General features: G+C 35.6%; 18 protein-coding genes. All 18 read left to right on the forward strand.

The annotated features are described in order from the left end of the window. The first annotated feature begins 119 nt into the window (after positions 1-119). The 18 genes from AB0756_RS20100 to AB0756_RS20185 all read left to right on the forward strand — a co-directional run bounded on the left by AB0756_RS20100 (position 120) and on the right by AB0756_RS20185 (position 19,040). On the forward strand, positions 120-1,391 hold the full coding sequence (locus tag AB0756_RS20100; protein WP_167844792.1) for an ABC transporter ATP-binding protein: 1,272 nt from the start codon (positions 120-122) through the stop codon (positions 1,389-1,391). Then, entirely contained in the window at positions 1,321-2,238 is a 918-nt protein-coding gene (locus tag AB0756_RS20105) for an acyltransferase (RefSeq protein ID WP_167844791.1), read from the forward strand. Before AB0756_RS20100 ends, AB0756_RS20105 begins: the two co-directional genes overlap by 71 nt. Positions 2,239-2,251: 13 nt before the next feature. Beyond that, a complete protein-coding gene (locus AB0756_RS20110) occupies positions 2,252-2,926 on the forward strand; it encodes an FkbM family methyltransferase (RefSeq protein WP_202048678.1) in 675 nt (224 codons plus the stop codon). A gap of 128 nt (positions 2,927-3,054) precedes the next feature. Beyond that, entirely contained in the window at positions 3,055-4,170 is a 1,116-nt protein-coding gene (locus AB0756_RS20115; RefSeq protein WP_038085803.1) for a CgeB family protein, read from the forward strand. A 51-nt stretch (positions 4,171-4,221) separates the two neighbouring features. After that, positions 4,222-5,025, forward strand: coding sequence for a xenobiotic acyltransferase family protein (locus tag AB0756_RS20120; protein WP_063779558.1), 804 nt, complete (start codon positions 4,222-4,224; stop codon positions 5,023-5,025). A gap of 212 nt (positions 5,026-5,237) precedes the next feature. Continuing rightward, positions 5,238-6,257, forward strand: a complete 1,020-nt coding sequence (locus AB0756_RS20125) for a glycosyltransferase family 2 protein (protein WP_050046603.1) — start codon at positions 5,238-5,240, stop codon at positions 6,255-6,257. A 57-nt stretch (positions 6,258-6,314) separates the two neighbouring features. Continuing rightward, positions 6,315-7,304 (forward strand): glycosyltransferase family 2 protein, encoded by a 990-nt coding sequence (locus AB0756_RS20130; protein WP_038085801.1) that lies wholly within the window; start codon positions 6,315-6,317, stop codon positions 7,302-7,304. A 23-nt stretch (positions 7,305-7,327) separates the two neighbouring features. Beyond that, entirely contained in the window at positions 7,328-8,686 is a 1,359-nt protein-coding gene (locus AB0756_RS20135) for a glycosyltransferase family 4 protein (RefSeq protein WP_038085799.1), read from the forward strand. Between the two features lie 5 nt (positions 8,687-8,691). Further along, positions 8,692-8,853: a hypothetical protein gene (locus tag AB0756_RS20140; RefSeq protein ID WP_153021424.1), complete on the forward strand. Its 162-nt coding sequence runs from the start codon at positions 8,692-8,694 to the stop codon at positions 8,851-8,853. Between the two features lie 16 nt (positions 8,854-8,869). After that, entirely contained in the window at positions 8,870-10,018 is a 1,149-nt protein-coding gene (locus AB0756_RS20145; RefSeq protein ID WP_237265995.1) for a glycosyltransferase, read from the forward strand. A gap of 178 nt (positions 10,019-10,196) precedes the next feature. Next, a complete protein-coding gene (locus AB0756_RS20150; protein ID WP_038085793.1) occupies positions 10,197-11,297 on the forward strand; it encodes a glycosyltransferase in 1,101 nt (366 codons plus the stop codon). Beyond that, positions 11,294-11,989: a class I SAM-dependent methyltransferase gene (locus AB0756_RS20155; protein WP_038085790.1), complete on the forward strand. Its 696-nt coding sequence runs from the start codon at positions 11,294-11,296 to the stop codon at positions 11,987-11,989. The genes AB0756_RS20150 and AB0756_RS20155 overlap by 4 nt, the downstream gene beginning before the upstream one ends. 9 nt (positions 11,990-11,998) lie before the next feature. Continuing rightward, the gene (locus AB0756_RS20160; protein WP_038085788.1) at positions 11,999-13,006 is read left to right on the forward strand and encodes a CgeB family protein; all 1,008 of its coding nucleotides are present in this window, start codon (positions 11,999-12,001) and stop codon (positions 13,004-13,006) included. A 20-nt stretch (positions 13,007-13,026) separates the two neighbouring features. Further along, positions 13,027-14,214, forward strand: a complete 1,188-nt coding sequence (locus tag AB0756_RS20165) for a glycosyltransferase family 4 protein (protein ID WP_038085785.1) — start codon at positions 13,027-13,029, stop codon at positions 14,212-14,214. 70 nt (positions 14,215-14,284) lie between these two features. Then, positions 14,285-15,142, forward strand: coding sequence for a class I SAM-dependent methyltransferase (locus AB0756_RS20170; RefSeq protein ID WP_050046604.1), 858 nt, complete (start codon positions 14,285-14,287; stop codon positions 15,140-15,142). Positions 15,143-15,158: 16 nt separating this feature from the next. Next, positions 15,159-16,133 carry a glycosyltransferase family 2 protein gene (locus tag AB0756_RS20175; RefSeq protein ID WP_038085783.1) on the forward strand — a complete coding sequence of 325 codons (975 nt, stop codon included), beginning with the start codon at positions 15,159-15,161 and terminating at the stop codon, positions 16,131-16,133. Between the two features lie 340 nt (positions 16,134-16,473). Further along, positions 16,474-17,838, forward strand: coding sequence for a hypothetical protein (locus AB0756_RS20180; RefSeq protein WP_038085781.1), 1,365 nt, complete (start codon positions 16,474-16,476; stop codon positions 17,836-17,838). Positions 17,839-17,882: 44 nt separating this feature from the next. Next, positions 17,883-19,040, forward strand: a complete 1,158-nt coding sequence (locus AB0756_RS20185) for a glycosyltransferase (protein ID WP_038085779.1) — start codon at positions 17,883-17,885, stop codon at positions 19,038-19,040. The last annotated feature ends 2 nt before the right edge of the window (positions 19,041-19,042 follow it).

Raw genomic sequence — 19,042 nt, forward strand, 5'->3', positions numbered from 1 at the left:
TACAGAAATTATCGGTAAGAGGGGGATCTGATTCTATTAATTAGAAAACAATTGATTTCTGGGAACTGCAATCAATAAAATGTATGCAAAGCACAGTAATTCAGGCGGGAGTGTAAGAGGTGTCAGATATAGTTATTAAAGTTGAAAATCTTGGTAAAAAATACATAATTAATCATCAACAGCAAGAGCGCTATACAGCCCTACGTGATGTCATAATTCATCGTACTAAGACTTTATTTAACCCATTTCAAAAAAACAAAGAGCAAATCCAAAATTCTACTAAAGAAGAGTTCTGGGCCTTGAAAAATGTCTCTTTTGAGATTAAGCAAGGTGATAGAGTAGGAATAATTGGAAGAAATGGCGCAGGCAAATCAACACTATTAAAAATCTTAAGCCGAATTGTAGAGCAGAGTACAGGAAAAATTTCTATTAAAGGACGGGTAGCAAGTTTATTAGAAGTTGGGACGGGATTTCATCCAGAATTAACAGGAAGAGAAAATATTTTTCTTAATGGTGCAATTCTAGGAATGTCTAAAAATGAGATTCAAAGAAAATTTGATGAAATTGTAGCATTTTCAGAAGTCGAAAAATTTTTAGATACTCCAGTTAAACGTTATTCTTCAGGAATGTATGTCCGTCTTGCTTTTTCTGTAGCTGCATATCTTGAACCAGAAATTTTAATTGTAGACGAAGTTTTGGCTGTTGGAGACGCAGCTTTTCAAAAAAAGTGTTTGGGCAAGATGGAATCTGTAAGCAAAGATGGTAGAACTATCTTGTTTGTAAGTCATCAGATGGCAGCTTTACAAAATCTATGCCAACGTGCCATTTTACTAAAACGTGGAGAAGTGATTTTTAATGATAAGACAGACGTAGTTGTGACTAAATACTTAGCTGAAACTTCAAATCTCATGCAAACACCTTTATCAGAACGAAAGGATCGACACGGTACTGGGGATATTCGTTTTACGTCTATATTTTTATATGATGAATTTGGAAATAGTATAAACTCTTTTTATAGCGGTCAAACTGTAAGAATTGTATTTGAATATGAAAATTTTCAAAACTTTGAACTATCAAATGTCTACTTCGCAATTGGGTTAAACGATAACTTTGGTAATCGAATAATTTTTTTTAGTAATGAACTCACCAATTATACATTTCCAAATATTCCTCCTGGTTTAGGAAAAATGGCTATTGATATTTATAAATTACCAATAGTACAAGGACGTTATACAGTGACAATTTACTGTACAGTTAGTGGAACTATCTCTGATTGGATTCAGGATGCTGGTACTATTAATGTGGAACAAGGCGACTATTATGGCACAGGTAAATTACCAAATTCATCTCAAGGTATTTGTCTGGCCAATTATAAAATACTCTTGTTATAAAAATGCTCTCTTCAAAATTTTTAAAGGAACTATGCTTCACAAAATGTTCTTTTTTATTAAAATGAAATTTAGCCAATGGAAAAAAACGATTAAATATTATCATTTAAAATTATATTTAAAATCTCATAATATAGATATTAAGAATAAGAATTTAAATTTGCAAGGTGAGGTAATTATAGAGATTTCAAAATCCACAAAATTTACAATAGGAAGCAATGTTACCTTATCAAATTGCTCGATTTATATGAGTGATAATTCAGAGCTAGCTATTGGTGATAATTCAATTTTAAAAGGAGTAACTATTTATTTAGAAAAAACCTCTATATTTCAAGTTCATAAACAAGTTTTAATAGAACAGATTAATCCGTTTCCGCAAAATATACATCTTATAAATGCCAGTATTGAGATAGGTCAAGCTTCGCGAATCCGGTGTTCTATACTAGCCCAAAATGGAGGAAAAGTCACAATTGGTCAAAAGACATTTATTAACCAAGGTACTCAGATTCGATGCGATCGCTCGGTGCTAATTGGAGACTACACATTAATTTCCTATGAAGTAGATATTTTTGACACCAACACACATTGTACAGATTGGAGGGAAAGGCGTCACGCAATTACACAAAGCCCTTTACATACTATATTAGGTGAGCCTTCTCCCATATCTAAACCTATAGTGATAGGTAATGATTGCTGGATTGGCAAGAGAGCAGCGATTCTTAAAGGAGTTACTCTTGGTGACAAAACAATCGTTGGATTAGGAGCTATTGTAACTTCCTCTATTCCAGAAGAATCAATTGCCTATGGTAATCCTGCTAAGTGGAAAAATCAGTCACATTCTATAAATTAGAATAGGTAACAAAATGAATATTTTGAAAAAAGTTAAGAACAGATATAACTCGATAACTAGTGCCAAATCCTTTTCTCTAAATCAATTAGATTTGAAACTTAAAAAGTATTTAAATTATAAGCACGGCTTCTTTATTGAAGCAGGTGCTAATGATGGAATTAATCAGAGTAATACTTTGTATTTTGAAAAAAATCAAAATTGGAAAGGGCTTTTAATTGAGCCAATTGCTGAACTAGCATACAGATGTAAGATTAATCGACCAAAATGTATCATAGAAAATTGTGCTCTTGTGCATTTTGATTATGAAAGTAATTATATTGAAATGCGATATTCTAATCTTATGTCTCTTGTTAAAGGAGCTATGAAGTCAGAAGAAAAAGAGATAGAACATATTAGAAGAGGTTGTGAACTTCAGGACATTGAAAGCTATGAAGTTCAAGTACCTGCTAGAACACTCAATTCAATTCTTGAGCAACATATCATTGAAAAAATAGATTTTCTCTCTTTGGACGTTGAAGGTTTTGAACTGAGTGTTCTTCAAGGTATTGATTTTGACAAGTATAGACCAGCGTGGATGCTGGTAGAAGCGCGTTACAGAGATGAGATAGATTCATTTTTAAAACAGCTTTATGAGCCAGTAGCAGAGCTATCTCATCATGACGTTTTGTATAAAAATCTAAAATTTTAAAACTTATGCGTCTAATTCGTCTTACTACTAACTATTCTACATATATAAAACAATTTTATAATACTCATTCTACACTACAAAATGAGAGTTATATTACACAATATCAGACACTGATGTCCGATTGCTATATGTGGGCAGACTTTTGGACTCATGCTTTAAAAAAATTGGCATATGAGGTTTGGGAACCAGTTGCTAATGCAGAATTTATGCAGAAGGTATGGGCAAGGGAAAATGGAGTATATTACGATGAAAATTCTTGGTTAACTGATATCACATTGGCTCAAGTAAAGCATTTTCAACCTGATATTGTTTTCGTATTTGATTACAATAGTTTTTCATGTGACTTTCTCAAATATCTTCGGAGTGAATGTTCTTCAATAAAGCTCATTATAGGATGGTGCGGGGCTCCAGCATTTACCAATATTGATGTCTTTAAAGCATTTGACCTAGTACTTTCAAATATACCTACGTTAGTGGAAAAATTTAATAATAATGGTTACAAATCCAAATATATGTGCCATGCTTTTGCTCCTCAAATTTTAGATAAAATTAATCAACATTTAGAGAAAACAATAGATTTATCCTTTATTGGATCTATTGTGAAAAATCAACATTTCCATAACCAAAGAGAAAATTTACTGAAGAAATTAGTTCAAAAAACTAATTTGCAAATTTGGGCAGATATTAATCAACCTTCCTCTACTGAGTTAAAACTTCTTTCTTTGAAGCAATCATTATATGATTTAGGACAATATACAAATCAATTTTACTGTTTAAAAACTATACTTAGAAAAATTCCCAAAATGAACAATTTTATAAATATGAAATATCGTCCAAATTTATCGCATTATGTTGATACAAGTATTGCTAAACGTTCACAACCACCTGTTTTTGGAATTCAAATGTATCAAAAAATTACTGAGTCTAAATTAACTTTTAATAATCATATTGATATATCTGCTAACTTTGCTTCAAACATGAGACTTTATGAAGCAACAGGGGTAGGAACTTGTTTGATAACTGATTGGAAAGAAAATTTACAAGAATTATTTGAACCAGATGAGGAAGTGATCGCATATCGTAGTGCAGAAGAAGCTATGGAAAAAGTAAGTTATTTACTAGAACATGATGATGAACGTCAAAAAATTGCTGTAGCAGGACAACGCCGAACTTTAAAAGAACATACATTTGAAATTCGTGCTTTTCAATTAGATAAAATTATTCGTAATAGTTTATCTATATAGTCTATTCCAATAAATAAACATAGAAAATATACTATCGATTGGTCTAAAAGAATGAAAAAGCTTCTTAAATTTTTATATTATAAAAAGCATTATTCTCAATCAGATATTGCATTTGGCTCATGTATTATACCAGTTACAACTCTAGGTAAAAACACAAAAATTAATAAAGGTTGTACAATATATAATTGTACCTTAAATGATGAAGTATCAGTCCATGAATTTTGCTATATCTCTGATTCTAAACTTGAAAAAAATATTCAGATTTATCCCCGTTGCAATTTACGCAATGTCTCACTTGGAAAATTTAGTTACATATCTCAAGATTCTATATTAAACCTAAGTCAAATAGGTAGTTTTTGTTCCTTAGGACCACATTTAATTTGTGGATTTGGTGAACATCCAACTGATTTTTTAAGTACTAGTCCAGTTTTCTTTTCAACTCTTAAACAATGTGGTGTTTCTTTTTCAAATGAAAACTTCTTTCAAGAAGTAAAAAAAATTACTATTGGTCATGATGTCTGGATTGGAGCAAGAGTTTTTATTAGAGATGGAGTGAGAATAGGGAATGGAGCCATAATTGGTGCTGGCTCTGTAGTTGTTAAAGATGTTCCTGATTATGCGATCGTTGGAGGAGTTCCAGCAAAAATTATTCGTTTTCGATTTTCTAATGAAATAATTCAAGAATTACTGAGAATTCAGTGGTGGAAGTGGCCTGATATGTATTTACAAAGAGCACAATTATACTTTACACAAAAGGATATTACTTCTTTCATTAATTGGGTGCATGAAGAATCTTTATACCTGCATGTAGAAGATGGCAATTTATACGAATCACTTAGCTCGTCAGTTTCTTAAATTGTAAGCTAGCTTTATTAAACCGAGTTATATCTTGAAAAACGTATTTTATTAAAATAATAGAAAATCTACAATTCAAGCTATAACTAGCTAGTTTAATCTATGAAAAAATCCCATGTTTCAAAATCGATAAAGTTTAAGATGTGTATAAATGCAGAGCCTTAACTCTCATTAAATAATTTAGTTACTTTAAGTCAAAATCTCGTTTACTCATGCCTATAATTACTAAAGCACTGACCTTAGAAGATTTACCTCCACCTCCACTAGGAAAAACTGGCTGGCCTTGGACTGAGCAAAGCGAACCACTCCCCGATCGGATGCCAAACGTTTATGAATGGTCCCGCATTAGTATTGTGACACCAAATTATAACTACGGTCACTTTCTTGAAGAAACCATCCGGTCAGTTTTGCTGCAAGGATATCCAAATTTGGAATACATCATTACTGATGGCGGCTCAACTGATGGGTCGCTAGAAGTTATTGAAAAGTATGCTCAATGGCTTGCCTACTATGTAAGTGAAAAAGATAAGGGACAATCTGATGCAATAAATAAAGGTTTTCAGAAAGCCACAGGAGAAATTTATGCTTGGCTAAATTCTGATGATGTTTTTTGTCAAAATACATTACTAGAGATTGGGCTTTTTTGGAGCAATAATACCAATTGTCATTTTCTGACTGGGGACGGATATTTTTTTAGTATAGAGAATTGCTCAGAAAAAATAGAATATTACGTAAAAGCGCAAAATTACTCACTTCAAGATTTATTCGAGTATCATCATGATAAATATTTGCCCCAACCTTCTGTATTTTTTAGTCAACATATATTTCATCAGCTAAATGGTTTAGATGTTTCATTATCATACGCAATGGATTTAGACTACTGGTTACGCATAAGAAAGTTATATCCATTGCACTACCTACCTAAGTGCTTTTCCAAGTTGAGACATCATACTGATGCAAAAACTTGGAAAAGCAATCTTATTGCAATGGCAGAAGTCAAAGAAGTTATTGAAAAGTACGATCGTCATCTCAAACTATTTAGCAGATTTAGAAATAAGTTAAGCTTGAGATTATTTTATGCTTCTGCCATGCTTAAACATGGATTATTTGAATATTCAATTGGCAATAAGATCGAATCAATAAAATGGTGGTGTAAATCAGCACTATTTTGCCCCAGTATTATTGGCTTTGCTAATTACTGGAAATTGATTATTAAAATTTTATTTATATAAACATATACTAAAGCATAATCTTTTTATTAAAAAAATGATTTTGGATGATCGGTTACAATGCTCCAATTTCCCTTAATATCAGTTATTATTCCTTGCTATAATGCAGCACGCTTTTTAGAAGCAACCCTAGAAAGTGTTTTTGCACAAACATTTAAAAATTTTGAAGTTATTGTCATTGATGATGGTTCAACTGATGAGACAGCAACTTTGATTCGCTCTTTTGGCTCAAAACTAAGAGCAGAATTCACTGCCAATCAAGGTGCTAGTGCAGCGCGTAACCTCGGTACTGCGTTAGCACAAGGTCAGTTTATTCAATATTTAGATGCAGACGATCTTTTACGACCTGATGCTTTGGAAAAACGAGTCAATGTGTTGATAGCTCATGATGCTGATGTAGCATACTCTGATTGGCAACGGCTAGAGGAAGGTGAAGATGGCAAATTTCATCTGGGAGCTATTGTAGCTAGGCGTATTGAAGAGGTTCATCCCGATCCACAAATTGCATTATTTACTAATTTTTGGGCACCACCTGCGGCTTTACTTTACAACCATCGTATTGTAGACAAGATTAGTACCTGGAATAAGTCTCTACTTTTTATCCAGGATGCTCGCTTCTTCCTGGATGCTGCTTTGATGGGGGGTAAATTTATCCACGTACCTGGCGTACAAGCAGATTATCGAGTACTGGCAAGTAGTACTAGTTTATCAAGGCGTGACTCTGCTGGCTTCATGAATGATTGCTTTATAAATGCCTGTCACGTAGAAGAATTTTGGACAGTTCATGGGGGCATAACTTCAGAACGACGAATTGCGTTGGAGAAAGTCTATGGTCATTTAGCCCGATTCTACTTTGAACGTAACCGTTTGAAGTTTTCTGAAGTGCTTGCTAAAATTAACCGCTTGAATCCAAACTATATTCCTTCAAGTCCAAAAGCTTTGCACCAGTTATCTCAGTGGGTGGGGTATGAGCAAGCTGAGGCAATTTCACTAACCTATCGTCGCACGAAAAAACAAATACACCGATTAGTACAAAAATTTTCTTTTTAGAACTGTGTTCTACTAATAGTGGCATGAAAGTTATTCACGTTCCCTTCTGTTTTTATCCCAATGCTATAGGTGGTACTGAAGTCTATGTAGAAGCATTATCACGGCATCTACAACAGCAAGGATTGCAAATTTTAATTGCTGCACCAGGAAATGTCAACGAGTCCTACTCTCACAATCGCTTGTCGGTATATCGTTTTGCTGTATCTAATCAAGTTACAAGGCTTCAAGAGGTTTATGGGGAAGGGGATCGACAAAGCGCAAATGAATTTGGCAAAATTTTGGATGAGGAACAACCCGATCTTGTTCACTTACACGCATTTACAAGAGGTGTTTCTTTACGACTTGTGCGCGTTGCCAAGCAAAGAAAAATTCCAGTTATTTTTACTTATCATACCCCTACTGTAAGCTGCCAACGAGGAACTTTAATGCGTTGGGGTACACAAGTTTGTGATGGAAAAGTGAATTTACGTACTTGTTCTCAATGCACTTTACAGGGACTGGGATTAAACTGGATAAGCGCAAGTGCGATCGGTAATATACCACCTATGGTTGGGCGCTGTTTGGGAGGGCTCCATCTTCATGGAGGTGTTTGGACTGCTATCCGCATGACCGAATTGGCAAGTTACCGCTATTCTGCCTTGCAAAATTTGTTATCTGAGGTTGACCATATTGTTGCAGTCTGTGATTGGGTGAAAGATCTTCTCATTCGCAATCACGTATCTCACGAGAAAATTACTGTCAGTCGTCAGGGGTTGTGTCAGGAAATACAATCGGCAAAAATCAGTCAATTAGGAAAGAATTACACTGGGAATAGTTCAATTCTCAAAATTGCTTTTTTAGGACGGCTTGAACCCATCAAGGGAATAGATATTTTGCTGAAAGCTTTTCAAAGAACTCCACAACTGGCTGCTACCTTAGATATTTTTGGTATCTCACAAAATTCAGCAAGTGATGCTTATCAAACACAACTATTGAACTTGGTAAAACACGACACAAGAATTTCTTTCAAATCTCCTGTGTCTGCAAAACAAATTGTAAACTTATTAACGGATTATGATTTACTTGCAGTACCATCGCAATGGTTAGAAACAGGACCATTAGTAGTTCTTGAAGCATTTGCCGCTGGTATTCCCGTCATTGGTTCCAATTTGGGAGGAATTGCGGAATTAGTTCAGCACGAAATCAATGGTCTGCTTGTGGAAGCTGCTTCTGTTGAAGCCTGGAGTCGATCGCTTCAAAGACTAAATCAAGAAAGAGATTTACTGATTCGTTTGCGTCATGGTGTTCGTCCACCGCGACACATGGAAACAGTTGCGAAAGAAATGTTATCTCTGTATCATTCCATACTGCAAAAAAGTGATAAGGCACTTTATAGAAAATGAACAGCATGACAAAAGATTGTTCAATAACCGCTAACAAGATTAAATTCTATTCACAATTACTTGAAATTCGTCCAGCCCAACTGGGCGCTTTTTACCATCTATCCGGTCTTGAAGATAAACTTCAGCCTTTAGGGGAATTGCGTACCGATTGTGATTGGAATGAATAACAAAGAAACAAGCATTATGCCTCGCATATTGTATATACAGTACACAAATCCTGCCGGTTATCCACCTCTTGAACACAGTTCGCGTATACTAGCCAATGATGGCTGGGATGTACTTTTTCTTGGGACTGGTTCTCTGGGTTCAAATTCTCTGTGCTTTCCGCCTCATAATAGAATTACAGTAAAACAACTACCTTTTTGTCCTGGGGGTTGGAGGCAAAAGCTACATTATCTCTGGTTTTGCTTTTGGATACTTGATTGGGCTATACGCTGGAAACCACAATGGGTTTATGCTTCCGATCTCCTCTCGTGTCCAATTACTTTGCTGTTAAGTGTAGTACTGAGAAGTAAGGTTGTATATCACGAGCATGACTCACTGACTACAGCACCTGAAAACGCTCTTATAAAGCTATGTCTAAAAACACGGCGGTGGTTAGCTCATCAAGCAAAAATGTGTATCTTACCCAATCAACAGAGAATTGAGCAATTCATCAAGGACAATGAACCTGTTGGGAATGTTTTCTGTGTGTGGAATTGTCCTGCACAAGCAGAAGTTTCTTCTGCACGTTTAACAGATGATTGCAATCATCTCTGGATTCACTATCATGGCAATATTGGACCATCTTTGTTACCGATTACAGTGCTCAGTGCTTTGGCAATGTTACCTAAAGTAGTAAAACTACGGGTTATTGGGTACGAAACAATAGGCAATCAAGGTTACGTACAACAATTACTACAAACATCTGTAGACCTTAGAATTAGCGAGAGAGTTGAATTTCTAGGAGCAATGCCAAGAAAAAAACTTCTTGAGTACTGCCGCATATCTGATGTTGGCATAGCTTTTATGCCAAAAGTCAGTACAAACCTTAACTTACAAAATTGTACTGGTGCCTCCAATAAAGCTTTTGACTATCTTGCCTGTGGTTTAGCTTTGTTAGTATCAGACTTACCTGATTGGATGCAAATGTATGTTGAGCCTGGTTATGGATTAAGCTGTAACCCTGATAATCCCGAAAGTATTGCAACTGCCATCAATTGGTTCCTACAAAATCCCAATCAAATGCGACAAATGGGAGAAAATGGCAGAAGTCAAATTTTGGCTCGTTGGAATTACGAGCAACAGTTTATGGGAGTTTATCAAATGATGAGTCTATCGCAAACCAAATAATGGCTTTGTAGAAACGCGAACTATCGCGTCTTTATAGAAAGTTCTTTTCCGACTGCTTGATTACAATACATTATTAGTTACCTCAAATTCACGCTTTGAACCTGTTAGTATCATTTTCCTTTTGGGAATACTTGAGTTTAAAGCTTGCTGACAAGGGTAAATCATATGGTAAATTCACATGGAAGTTAGTCGCATTCTTGTAGAGAATCCTTTTTTCTCAATTTGCATTCCTCAATATAACAGAACTTCATTTCTAATCGAAGCCTGTAAGGTGTTAGCATCACAAACCTTTAAAAACTTTGAGGTTTGCATTTCTGACGATCGCTCAAATGATGGCAGAGAGCAAGAGTTAATTGACTATTTGCAGGATTCGGGTCTTTCTTTTATATACCAACGACAGGAAAAAAACTTAAGATACGATGGCAATATTCGTGCCAGTATTGCTTTAGCACGAGGTCACTACTGCCTTCTTCACGGAAATGATGACTGCTTGGCTTCTACCACAACACTCGCTCTGCTATACGAAGAAATCAAAAAATATGATTCTGTTGGAGTGGTCATTCCAAACTTTGAAGATTGGTCAACAGGGCAAGTAACAAAGCGTATTCGGAAATCTGACCTCATTGGTTCTGGACCCGAAATTGCCGCTACTCATTTTCGTAACGTTGCTTTTGTTACCGGAGTTATTCTAGATCGAGTTCAAGCACAGAGCCATAGCACAGATAAGTGGGATGGTTCAGAAATGTATCAAATGTTTATTATGGCAAGAATCCTTGCCAGTGGTAGCTCTTTACTCGAGCTAGATATCTCAGCAGTACGAAAGGATATTCAAATCCAGAACGAAAGCGTAGATAGCTATGCTGTAAAGCCCAAGCTTAACCCATGTCCCATTATTGAAAGAAAACTCCCTTTTATACATATTGGTCCCTTAATATCTGATGCGATCGCTCCTTATCTAACTCCTACAAATAAGTCCGAGATTGTAGAAAAAATATTTCTTCAACTTTACTTGTTTACTTACCCATTTTGGATTGTAGAATATCGTCGCGTTCAATCTTGGAACTATGCAATGGGCATTTGTCTTGGTATAAAACCAAAAAATGTATTTTCCGAAGTTGATTTTGGAATTTTCAGAAAAATCAGAGTTTATCTTCTTTATTTTACTATCTGTTTTTTTGGATTAAGTTTGCCTGTAGGATTTTTTGATAAGGTTAAACCTTTCATTTACTCAATCTCCAAATCATTATTCTTTAAAGTCAATACAAGGTATAGCTCATGATAATAACTAATCGGAAATTAGAGGAGCGAATTCTCCTAAATTTAGGATGCGGTCAAACTCGTCCTCTAGGATGGATCAATACTGATTCCTCTCTCAATAGCTTATTTCAAAAGTATCCCATCATTCAACACCTGATGATAAAGATACATAAATCTATTAAATATAGTACGTCTAATGTTATATTTATGGATTTACGCTATGCATGGAAATTTAAGGATTGTAGCGTTGATGTTGTGTACGCATCTCATGTTTTTGAACATTTAACGTTAAAAACATCACAGTTATTTATGAATGAAGCTTTTAGGGTACTACGTCCTAATGGTATTTTAAGAATAGTTGTTCCTGACCTTTATCAACTAGCTAAAAATTATGTATCTCGCTATGAACAGGGTGATGAAATAGCAAGTCAAGAATTCTTAGAATTTATCAATTTACATAAAGAAGGAACATACTCTAAAAATCGGAATATTTTTGTTAAAATCTTGAATTTTTTACAAAGCTATCCACACCAGCATAAATATATGTATGATGCTCTATCTATTAAACATTTTATGAGTGCTAATGGCTTTGTTGATATATGTGAATCTACTTATGGAGAAAGCAAGTACATATCAGAAATTAGTCAAGTGGAGTTTACAAAAGAAGGAGTTCCATCTATTTATATAGAAAGCAAAAAAGTTAGGGCTTTATAATAATATGCTATGAAAATTATCATAACTGGTGGAACAGGTGGTACAAATGTTGGTGATGCTTTGTTCAAAGCTGCACTTAATTCTAATCTGAAGCCCGTGTTTGTCAATATGCAATCAGCATTTGAGGCTTCAAAATTTATTAAGTCTGTAAATTGGCATTTACGGGGAAGATATCCATCTCGACTGCAAGATTTTAGTAAGAAAATTGTTCAAAGTTGTCTGGAGCAAGAAGCTGAGATTCTCATTACAACGGGGATTGCGCCAATATCTCACCAAGCGTTATCTGAACTTAGCGATCGCGGAATTAAGAAAATTAACTTTCTTACCGACGATCCTTGGAATCGAGTGCTGTACTCTCCTTGGTTTCTAAAAGCTCTGCCCTATTACGATATAGTTTTTTCTCCCCGTCGTGCTAATATCAACAATCTTCGACAAGTTGGATGTCCTCACGTCCAATATTTACCCTTTGGCTTTGATGAAGAGTTATTTTATTCTGACACTTCAATCACTCCAGAAGAAAAATGTCAGTATGATTGTGATGTTATTTTTGTCGGGGGTGCCGACAGCGATCGCAGACCCTGGATAAATGCACTCATTCGCACTGGTGTGAAAGTTCATCTCTACGGTGCATATTGGGAACGTTACCCAGAAACCAAATCAAGTTTGCGAGGATATGCAAATCCACGGACACTTAGGTTAGCTACTCGCACGGCTAAAGTAGCACTATGTTTGGTAAGAAAATCGAATCGTGATGGTCATGTCATGAGAAGCTTTGAAATTCCAGCCATTGGTAGTTGTATGTTGAGCGAAGATACTCAAGAACATCGAGATATTTTTGGAGACGATGGCGAAGCAGTTGTTTATTTTAAAACTATTCCAGAAATGCTAGAAAAAGTTCAGTGGTTGTTAAATCACGATACCGAACGCAATTGCCTTGCTCGAAAGGCTCATTTACTAATCACTCAAGGTAAACACACATACAAAGAGCGATTAAAAACTATGTTGTCTTTAGAATAATATCATCTGCAACTTCAATTATGAAACTTAAAATTGCGATTGTTGTTCATGGACGCTTCCATGCTTTTGACTTAGCACGAGAACTAATCAACCAAGGTCATGATGTTACTTTGTATACTAACTATCCTAAAAGGATTGTAGAAAAATTCGGCATATCTCAAAAATGTGTTATGAGCTTTTTATTACATGGTCTTCTAAGCCGTGTTATTTATAAAGTCCATAATGCTATAGGTACTCCTGATTTTGAAGCTTGTATCCATTCCAACTTCTCTAGATGGGCTGCTCACAAGATTGTGCAACGTGACTACGATGTAGTCCATGTCTTTAGTGGAGTTGCAGAGGAAATTTTTCAAGCTTTGTCTCATAAACGTGTCTTAAAAACTCTTGTGAGAGGTTCTGCTCATATACGTACTCAATTCAATCTTTTATCTGAGGAAGAAAAACGAGTAGGTACAAAGATTAATAAACCTAGTAATTGGATGATTGATAGGGAAGAAAGAGAGTATCAACTAGCTGATATAATTATATGTCTTTCGACTTTTGCTAAACAATCTTTTCTTGAGCAGAATGTAGAAGCAGATAAACTTAAAGTTTTACCTTTAGGTGCTCAATTAGAAAAATTTCGTCCTAGTGAGCAAGTTATAGAAGCTCGATATCAAAGAATTCTTTCCGGAAAATGTCTTAATGTTTTGATGGTTAGTAATTTTTCTTTTCAAAAGGGTATTTACGATCTTGTTAATATAGCTTGCAACACAAATTATTTTATTTCATTAAAATTTATAGGTTTTATTACTAATGAAGCAATAAATTTTAAAAAAAATATTAGTAATTCTATTCAATTTATTTCTAAACAGGCTCAGTTTGATTTACCTATGTTTTATGCAGATGCAGACGTTTTTATATTTCCTACTATTCAAGATGGTTATGCTATGGTTCTCGCTCAAGCTCAAGCTTCTGGGTTACCAATTTTAACTACTACAAATTGTTCTAGTTTAGACATAATTGTAGAAGGTCAAACAGGCTGGGTGCTTCCAATCCGAAGTCCTGAAAGATTTATCGAAAGACTAAAATGGTGTCATGAACATCGACAAGAACTGGCACAAATGGTAAGGAGCATTTATGATGGCTTCAAACCAAGAGACTGGACAGAGGTAGCAGCAGACTTTGCTTCTATCCACACTAATTTGTTAGGACACAGCAGAAAGTAAAAATGCTTGCAGGTATTTTAACGCTCTCAATTGGTTACTAGAAAAACTTTATGGAGGTTTATAAAAGACTATGACTTTCTTAAGCAAAAGATCGAATAGTGCATACTTATCATCTATTGAATCATCCAACAAAGATACTTTAGTACAGTTTCAACATCAAATGTCCAATTACTATTTAAAATCTCCTTATCATAGCAATTGGATTAAGGGTATCAATGCCTCCTGGCAAAAAGAAACACATGGTGCTCAAATCACTATGTGTGAGTTAATCCCAGAAAACGCCAATGTGTTGGAAGTTGGTTGTGGAGATGGTAGTGCGGCTCAAGAACTTGCTATTCGTATCAAAGGTATTAAATATACAGGCGTTGATTTAAGCTCGGATATGTGGCAAGAGAGAAAAGATTTTAATTTTATTGCTGCTCGGGCAGAACAACTGCCATTTCCATCAGCTTCATTTGATGTTGTTTTTTCTATGTTTGTAATTGAGCATCTTGTGTTTCCAAATGTTTTTTTGGATGAAGCATGGCGAGTTTTAAAACCAGGTGGAAGTTTAATTACCATAGCACCAAATTTTGATGTAAATGCTATGCCTTCAGAACATATGGGTTTTAGTTATGGTTCTGGAAAAATTAAACTAACACAAGGCAAACTACTTGACGCAATATTAACTTTTTATGATAGTCGTATTCGATTGCCACAAGTACGTTTAAAGCGTAGAAAGCAAATACAAGGAGGAGCTATATCCTTTCCTATCTTCATAAAACCACGCTGTTTAGAATTACCTGATTTTACACCAGACTGTGATGCTATATACCCAGTCATGATAGAAGAACTTATTAATTATTTACATAAAAGAAATGATTATTATGAAAGCGAAATTTTCTACCGTAATAACTCGGTTTTTGGATTGCGTCTTAGTAAAAACTAGTTAGATTTACAAAAAAATGACACAATTTTCTATTCTGATACCATCTTATAATAGCGAAAATACTATTGGTGAAACTTTGGAGTCAATTCAGATTCAAGACAGCCAATTAAACAAAATTTATGCTATTTATCTTGCTGATGACTGCTCAACAGACGAAACAATTGAAGTAGCTATAAAAACTTGGAAGTCACAAATTCCATTATTAGTATTAAAAGGAGAAAAAAACCTTGGTGAGAGAGGAAACGTTAATCGTGCTCTTGAAGTTATTAAAAATTCTACTGAATGGGTTTTAATATTACACTCAGATGACATTGCAAAGCACAATTGGTTAGAGACAATCGCATTGCGAATAGAAACTTGTTCAGAGAAAGTAGCTACCATTTGCTCAAGTTGGGACAATTTAATGCCTGATGGATCTGTTGAAGTAGGAGAAGACAATCCTAATAGGCAAATTGAAGTGATTGAAGGTAATGATAAATCCGTTAAAAGTACGTTACTGAGAGGATGTTGGTGGCATATCTCAGGTTGTGCAATACGAATAAAGGCTTTTGAATCACTAGAAGGTTTTAATCCAAAACTTCCTCAATTGGGTGATTGGGAATGGCTATTGCGTTGTCTGAGTAATGAATGGTATGTAGAATATATACCTAGGACACTTATCTTATACAGACAACATCAAACAAGTGTTTCTTCTCAATCTTTCCAGACTAATCAAGACATCAAAGAATTTTTGAAAATTGTACCTAATTATGCAATTTTCTTAAATCGAAATGAATTAATTTATATTTATCTATTAAGAGTAAATTACGTATTAAAGAGAGCTTTAAAATCTTTAATTACATTTAAGATTAAAAGATTACTATCATCTTTACAAGTCTTTGTCCTGTTAATTAAAAATAGTTGCTTAACTGCGTTTTCAGCGAGATGTTATCAGAACGGCTCTAAATTATCGATAAGTACTTCTATATCACACTCAAAATCATCGCATTGAGTAAGTATTTCTACGTAAGTGAATCAAATAATTATCACTGTTTGTAGTTGCGATGCATATGTTCGCTGCTAGGTCTGCCGCAGGCATAGACAGCGCAACTACGAGCCAAATACAGAAAGTTTACTTTTCGTTACATGGGTTGCTTTTTTCTCACTAACTTACTTAAGTATTTAGCCTAAAAGTTTCACAAAATTGTTAAAAAGGTATTACCAAAATTGAAAAAGATGTGGCATAAATGTGACGGAGAGTTTATGATAACTTCATCTCAAAGCATTGGGTAAAAGTAACAGCAACCTCTGCTGCTATTTATATGTTTTTGAAGAATAAGAGATAAGTAATAATGCTGAAAGAAGATCATTTATGGTTAATATTTTGGTTGTTTATTTGGCTGATGGTTGTTCATTTAGTCGTTCGCAACCAGTGGAATCAAAAACGAGCAAGTGCGGGATTACCACTGATTTATTTGCTAACCCTGTCCATGATTCATTGGTTTGGGGCTTTAATTTATGCGTTTCCTTGGTATACTCCCACCTCAGAATATTTAATGAGTCAAGATGTTTCTATTGCTCATGTCTTAGCTGGTTTTCATCAAAGTGTTTACGGTGTCATTGGGTTTGGAATTGGTAGCACTCTTGTAGCACCTTGGGTACTCAGAGAGATGAGACCTGTTTGGCTGTCTGAAGTTTCTTACAAGCCTGACTTGAAACTCCCCAAGACTTACATTTCGATAGGTCTGTTTATCTGTGTGGCTATAGCTCCTATTTTGCTTGGTGTTCCTGGTTTGTCTGCCATAACAACATCAGGTGTATCTCTCTTCGTTGTGGGCTTATGTCTTGCTTGTTGGAAATCTTGGTATATGGGTGATAGTAAAGCCTTTCTGACATGGCTGATAATTGCTTGTAGTATGCCACTTGTAACTGTGTTAACTTTAGGGTTTATTGGGTACGGAGCCGTTGCGTCATTAGTTGTACTCATTTTTGTCTTTAACTTCTATCGCCCACGATGGAAAGTTGTTGTTACTGCGTTACTTCTGCTTGTATTTGGACTATCCGTCTTCGTCAACTATATGCGAGATCGCGTTGAGATTCGTGCAACAGTTTGGGGTAGTCAGAGCGGACAAACAAGAATTGAGCGGTTGTGGCAAACAGTTACTACCTTTGAATTTTTCGATCCATTTAAACAAGAACATTTAGAAGCGATTGACGCTCGCCTTAACCAAAATACTTTGGTAGGTCAAGCTGTTAACCATATTACAGCAGGATTTGTTGATTATGCTGATGGGGGAACCCTAGAACAAGCAGCGATTGCAGCAATTCCTCGTCTTGTTTGGCCAGATAAACCAGTGCGTGCTGGTAGCCCTGAAATTGTTAGTCGTTACACTGGTCTGCAGTTTGCAGATGGCACGAGTGTAGGAGTTGGGCAGGTTATGGAATTTTATATCAACTTTGGTTCTACAGGTGTGTTGTTGGGTTTCCTTATCTATGGTACTCTACTGCGAATTGTCGATATTGCAGCCGGACAAAAATTAGTCAATGGCAATTGGTCGGGATTTGCTTCATGGTTTTTACCTGGATTGGGTTTAATTCAACCTGGTGGCTCTTTAGTAGAAGTTGTAGCCAGCACATCAGCTTCCATTGTCTTAGTATATTTTCTCAATAAATTTTATCAGTCAAAAACCAAGCGAGGACAAGCACTGTCTCTTTAATCACATCCCTATTACTATTGATGAAAGGACGGTAACTCAGAACCATGTATTCAACTCAAAATCAATTTCACTGTCATCTGTGGTTACCTGACTTATTTGACTCTACAGGGGGCATCCAACGTTATTCTTCTTTTTGTGTTCGGGCTTTTCAAAGCGTATATCCTGACTTTAATTACGATATTTTTATCAAGCACGATATTCACTTACCTCTTGTTTCTCCTTATTTACGCTTTCATGGGTCTGGGCATTTGCCTTTGTCTCTACGTACCCCTGCTTTTGCTGCTCAATTGCTTGGGTTTGGTCTTTGGCAAAGGCCAAACCTTATTTTTTCTACTCATCTCAACTTTAGTGTTGCTGCTTATCAATTAAAACAAGTTACTAACATTCCGTACTGCACTATTGCTCACGGGATCGAAGCTTGGGATATAAAAAGCTCTTCTATAAAAACTGCTCTACATCATGCAGACCTTATCTTAGCAGTGAGCAACTACACACGCGATCGCCTTCTCAAAGAACAAAATCTCGATCCCCACAAAGTTGCTCTCCTACCAAATACGTTTGATGCAAGTCGCTTCAAACCTGCATCTAAACCTGCTTATTTACTAGCGCAATATAAACTTACCCCGCAACAGCCAGTCATACTGACTGTTGCAAGACTAGCAAAAGGAGAACAGTACAAAGGATACGACAAAGTTCTGCAAGCTCTTCCACTTATTCGCAAAGTCATTCCCGATATTCACTACATCATTATTGGTAAGGGAGATGACAGATCTAGAATTGAGCAAATCATTGCTCAACTTGAACTGCAAGGTTGTGTGACTCTAGCTGGTTTTGTACCTGATGAGCATTTGTGCGATTACTACAACCTTTGCGATGTTTATGCCATGCCCAGCAAAGGAGAAGGGTTTGGCATTGTCTATCTAGAAGCATTAGCTTGCGGCAAACCCGTCCTAGCAGGTAACCAAGATGGGGCGATTGATGCACTTTGCCATGGCGAACTGGGAGCACTTGTTAATCCAGAAGATATCGGAGAAATTACGCAAGCGTTGCTCAAAATTTTACGCTATGTTTATCCCAATCCTTTAATTTATCAGCCTGAAGCTTTACGCCAGAAAGTAATTACTACCTTTGGGTTTGAGCGTTTTCAACAGAATCTTGCAAATCTTATGGGTGAGCATTTCAAGTTAATGACAAGGAGATAATT

The organism is Tolypothrix campylonemoides VB511288_2, assembly GCF_045999855.1.
GTDB classification, from domain to species: domain Bacteria; phylum Cyanobacteriota; class Cyanobacteriia; order Cyanobacteriales; family Nostocaceae; genus Scytonema; species Scytonema bouteillei_A.

Excerpts from the sequence above, each read along its gene's own strand:
- AB0756_RS20105 (WP_167844791.1), top strand. The coding sequence starts at position 1,321 with ATGGCACAGGTAAATTACCAAATTCATCTCAAGGTATTTGTCTGGCCA.
- AB0756_RS20110 (WP_202048678.1), top strand. The coding sequence starts at position 2,252 with ATGAATATTTTGAAAAAAGTTAAGAACAGATATAACTCGATAACTAGT.
- AB0756_RS20115 (WP_038085803.1), top strand. The coding sequence starts at position 3,055 with ATGTGGGCAGACTTTTGGACTCATGCTTTAAAAAAATTGGCATATGAG.
- AB0756_RS20120 (WP_063779558.1), top strand. The coding sequence starts at position 4,222 with ATGAAAAAGCTTCTTAAATTTTTATATTATAAAAAGCATTATTCTCAA.
- AB0756_RS20125 (WP_050046603.1), top strand. The coding sequence starts at position 5,238 with ATGCCTATAATTACTAAAGCACTGACCTTAGAAGATTTACCTCCACCT.
- AB0756_RS20130 (WP_038085801.1), top strand. The coding sequence starts at position 6,315 with ATGCTCCAATTTCCCTTAATATCAGTTATTATTCCTTGCTATAATGCA.
- AB0756_RS20135 (WP_038085799.1), top strand. The coding sequence starts at position 7,328 with ATGAAAGTTATTCACGTTCCCTTCTGTTTTTATCCCAATGCTATAGGT.
- AB0756_RS20140 (WP_153021424.1), top strand. The coding sequence starts at position 8,692 with ATGACAAAAGATTGTTCAATAACCGCTAACAAGATTAAATTCTATTCA.
- AB0756_RS20145 (WP_237265995.1), top strand. The coding sequence starts at position 8,870 with ATGCCTCGCATATTGTATATACAGTACACAAATCCTGCCGGTTATCCA.
- AB0756_RS20150 (WP_038085793.1), top strand. The coding sequence starts at position 10,197 with ATGGAAGTTAGTCGCATTCTTGTAGAGAATCCTTTTTTCTCAATTTGC.
- AB0756_RS20155 (WP_038085790.1), top strand. The coding sequence starts at position 11,294 with ATGATAATAACTAATCGGAAATTAGAGGAGCGAATTCTCCTAAATTTA.
- AB0756_RS20160 (WP_038085788.1), top strand. The coding sequence starts at position 11,999 with ATGAAAATTATCATAACTGGTGGAACAGGTGGTACAAATGTTGGTGAT.
- AB0756_RS20165 (WP_038085785.1), top strand. The coding sequence starts at position 13,027 with ATGAAACTTAAAATTGCGATTGTTGTTCATGGACGCTTCCATGCTTTT.
- AB0756_RS20170 (WP_050046604.1), top strand. The coding sequence starts at position 14,285 with ATGACTTTCTTAAGCAAAAGATCGAATAGTGCATACTTATCATCTATT.
- AB0756_RS20175 (WP_038085783.1), top strand. The coding sequence starts at position 15,159 with ATGACACAATTTTCTATTCTGATACCATCTTATAATAGCGAAAATACT.
- AB0756_RS20180 (WP_038085781.1), top strand. The coding sequence starts at position 16,474 with ATGCTGAAAGAAGATCATTTATGGTTAATATTTTGGTTGTTTATTTGG.
- AB0756_RS20185 (WP_038085779.1), top strand. The coding sequence starts at position 17,883 with ATGTATTCAACTCAAAATCAATTTCACTGTCATCTGTGGTTACCTGAC.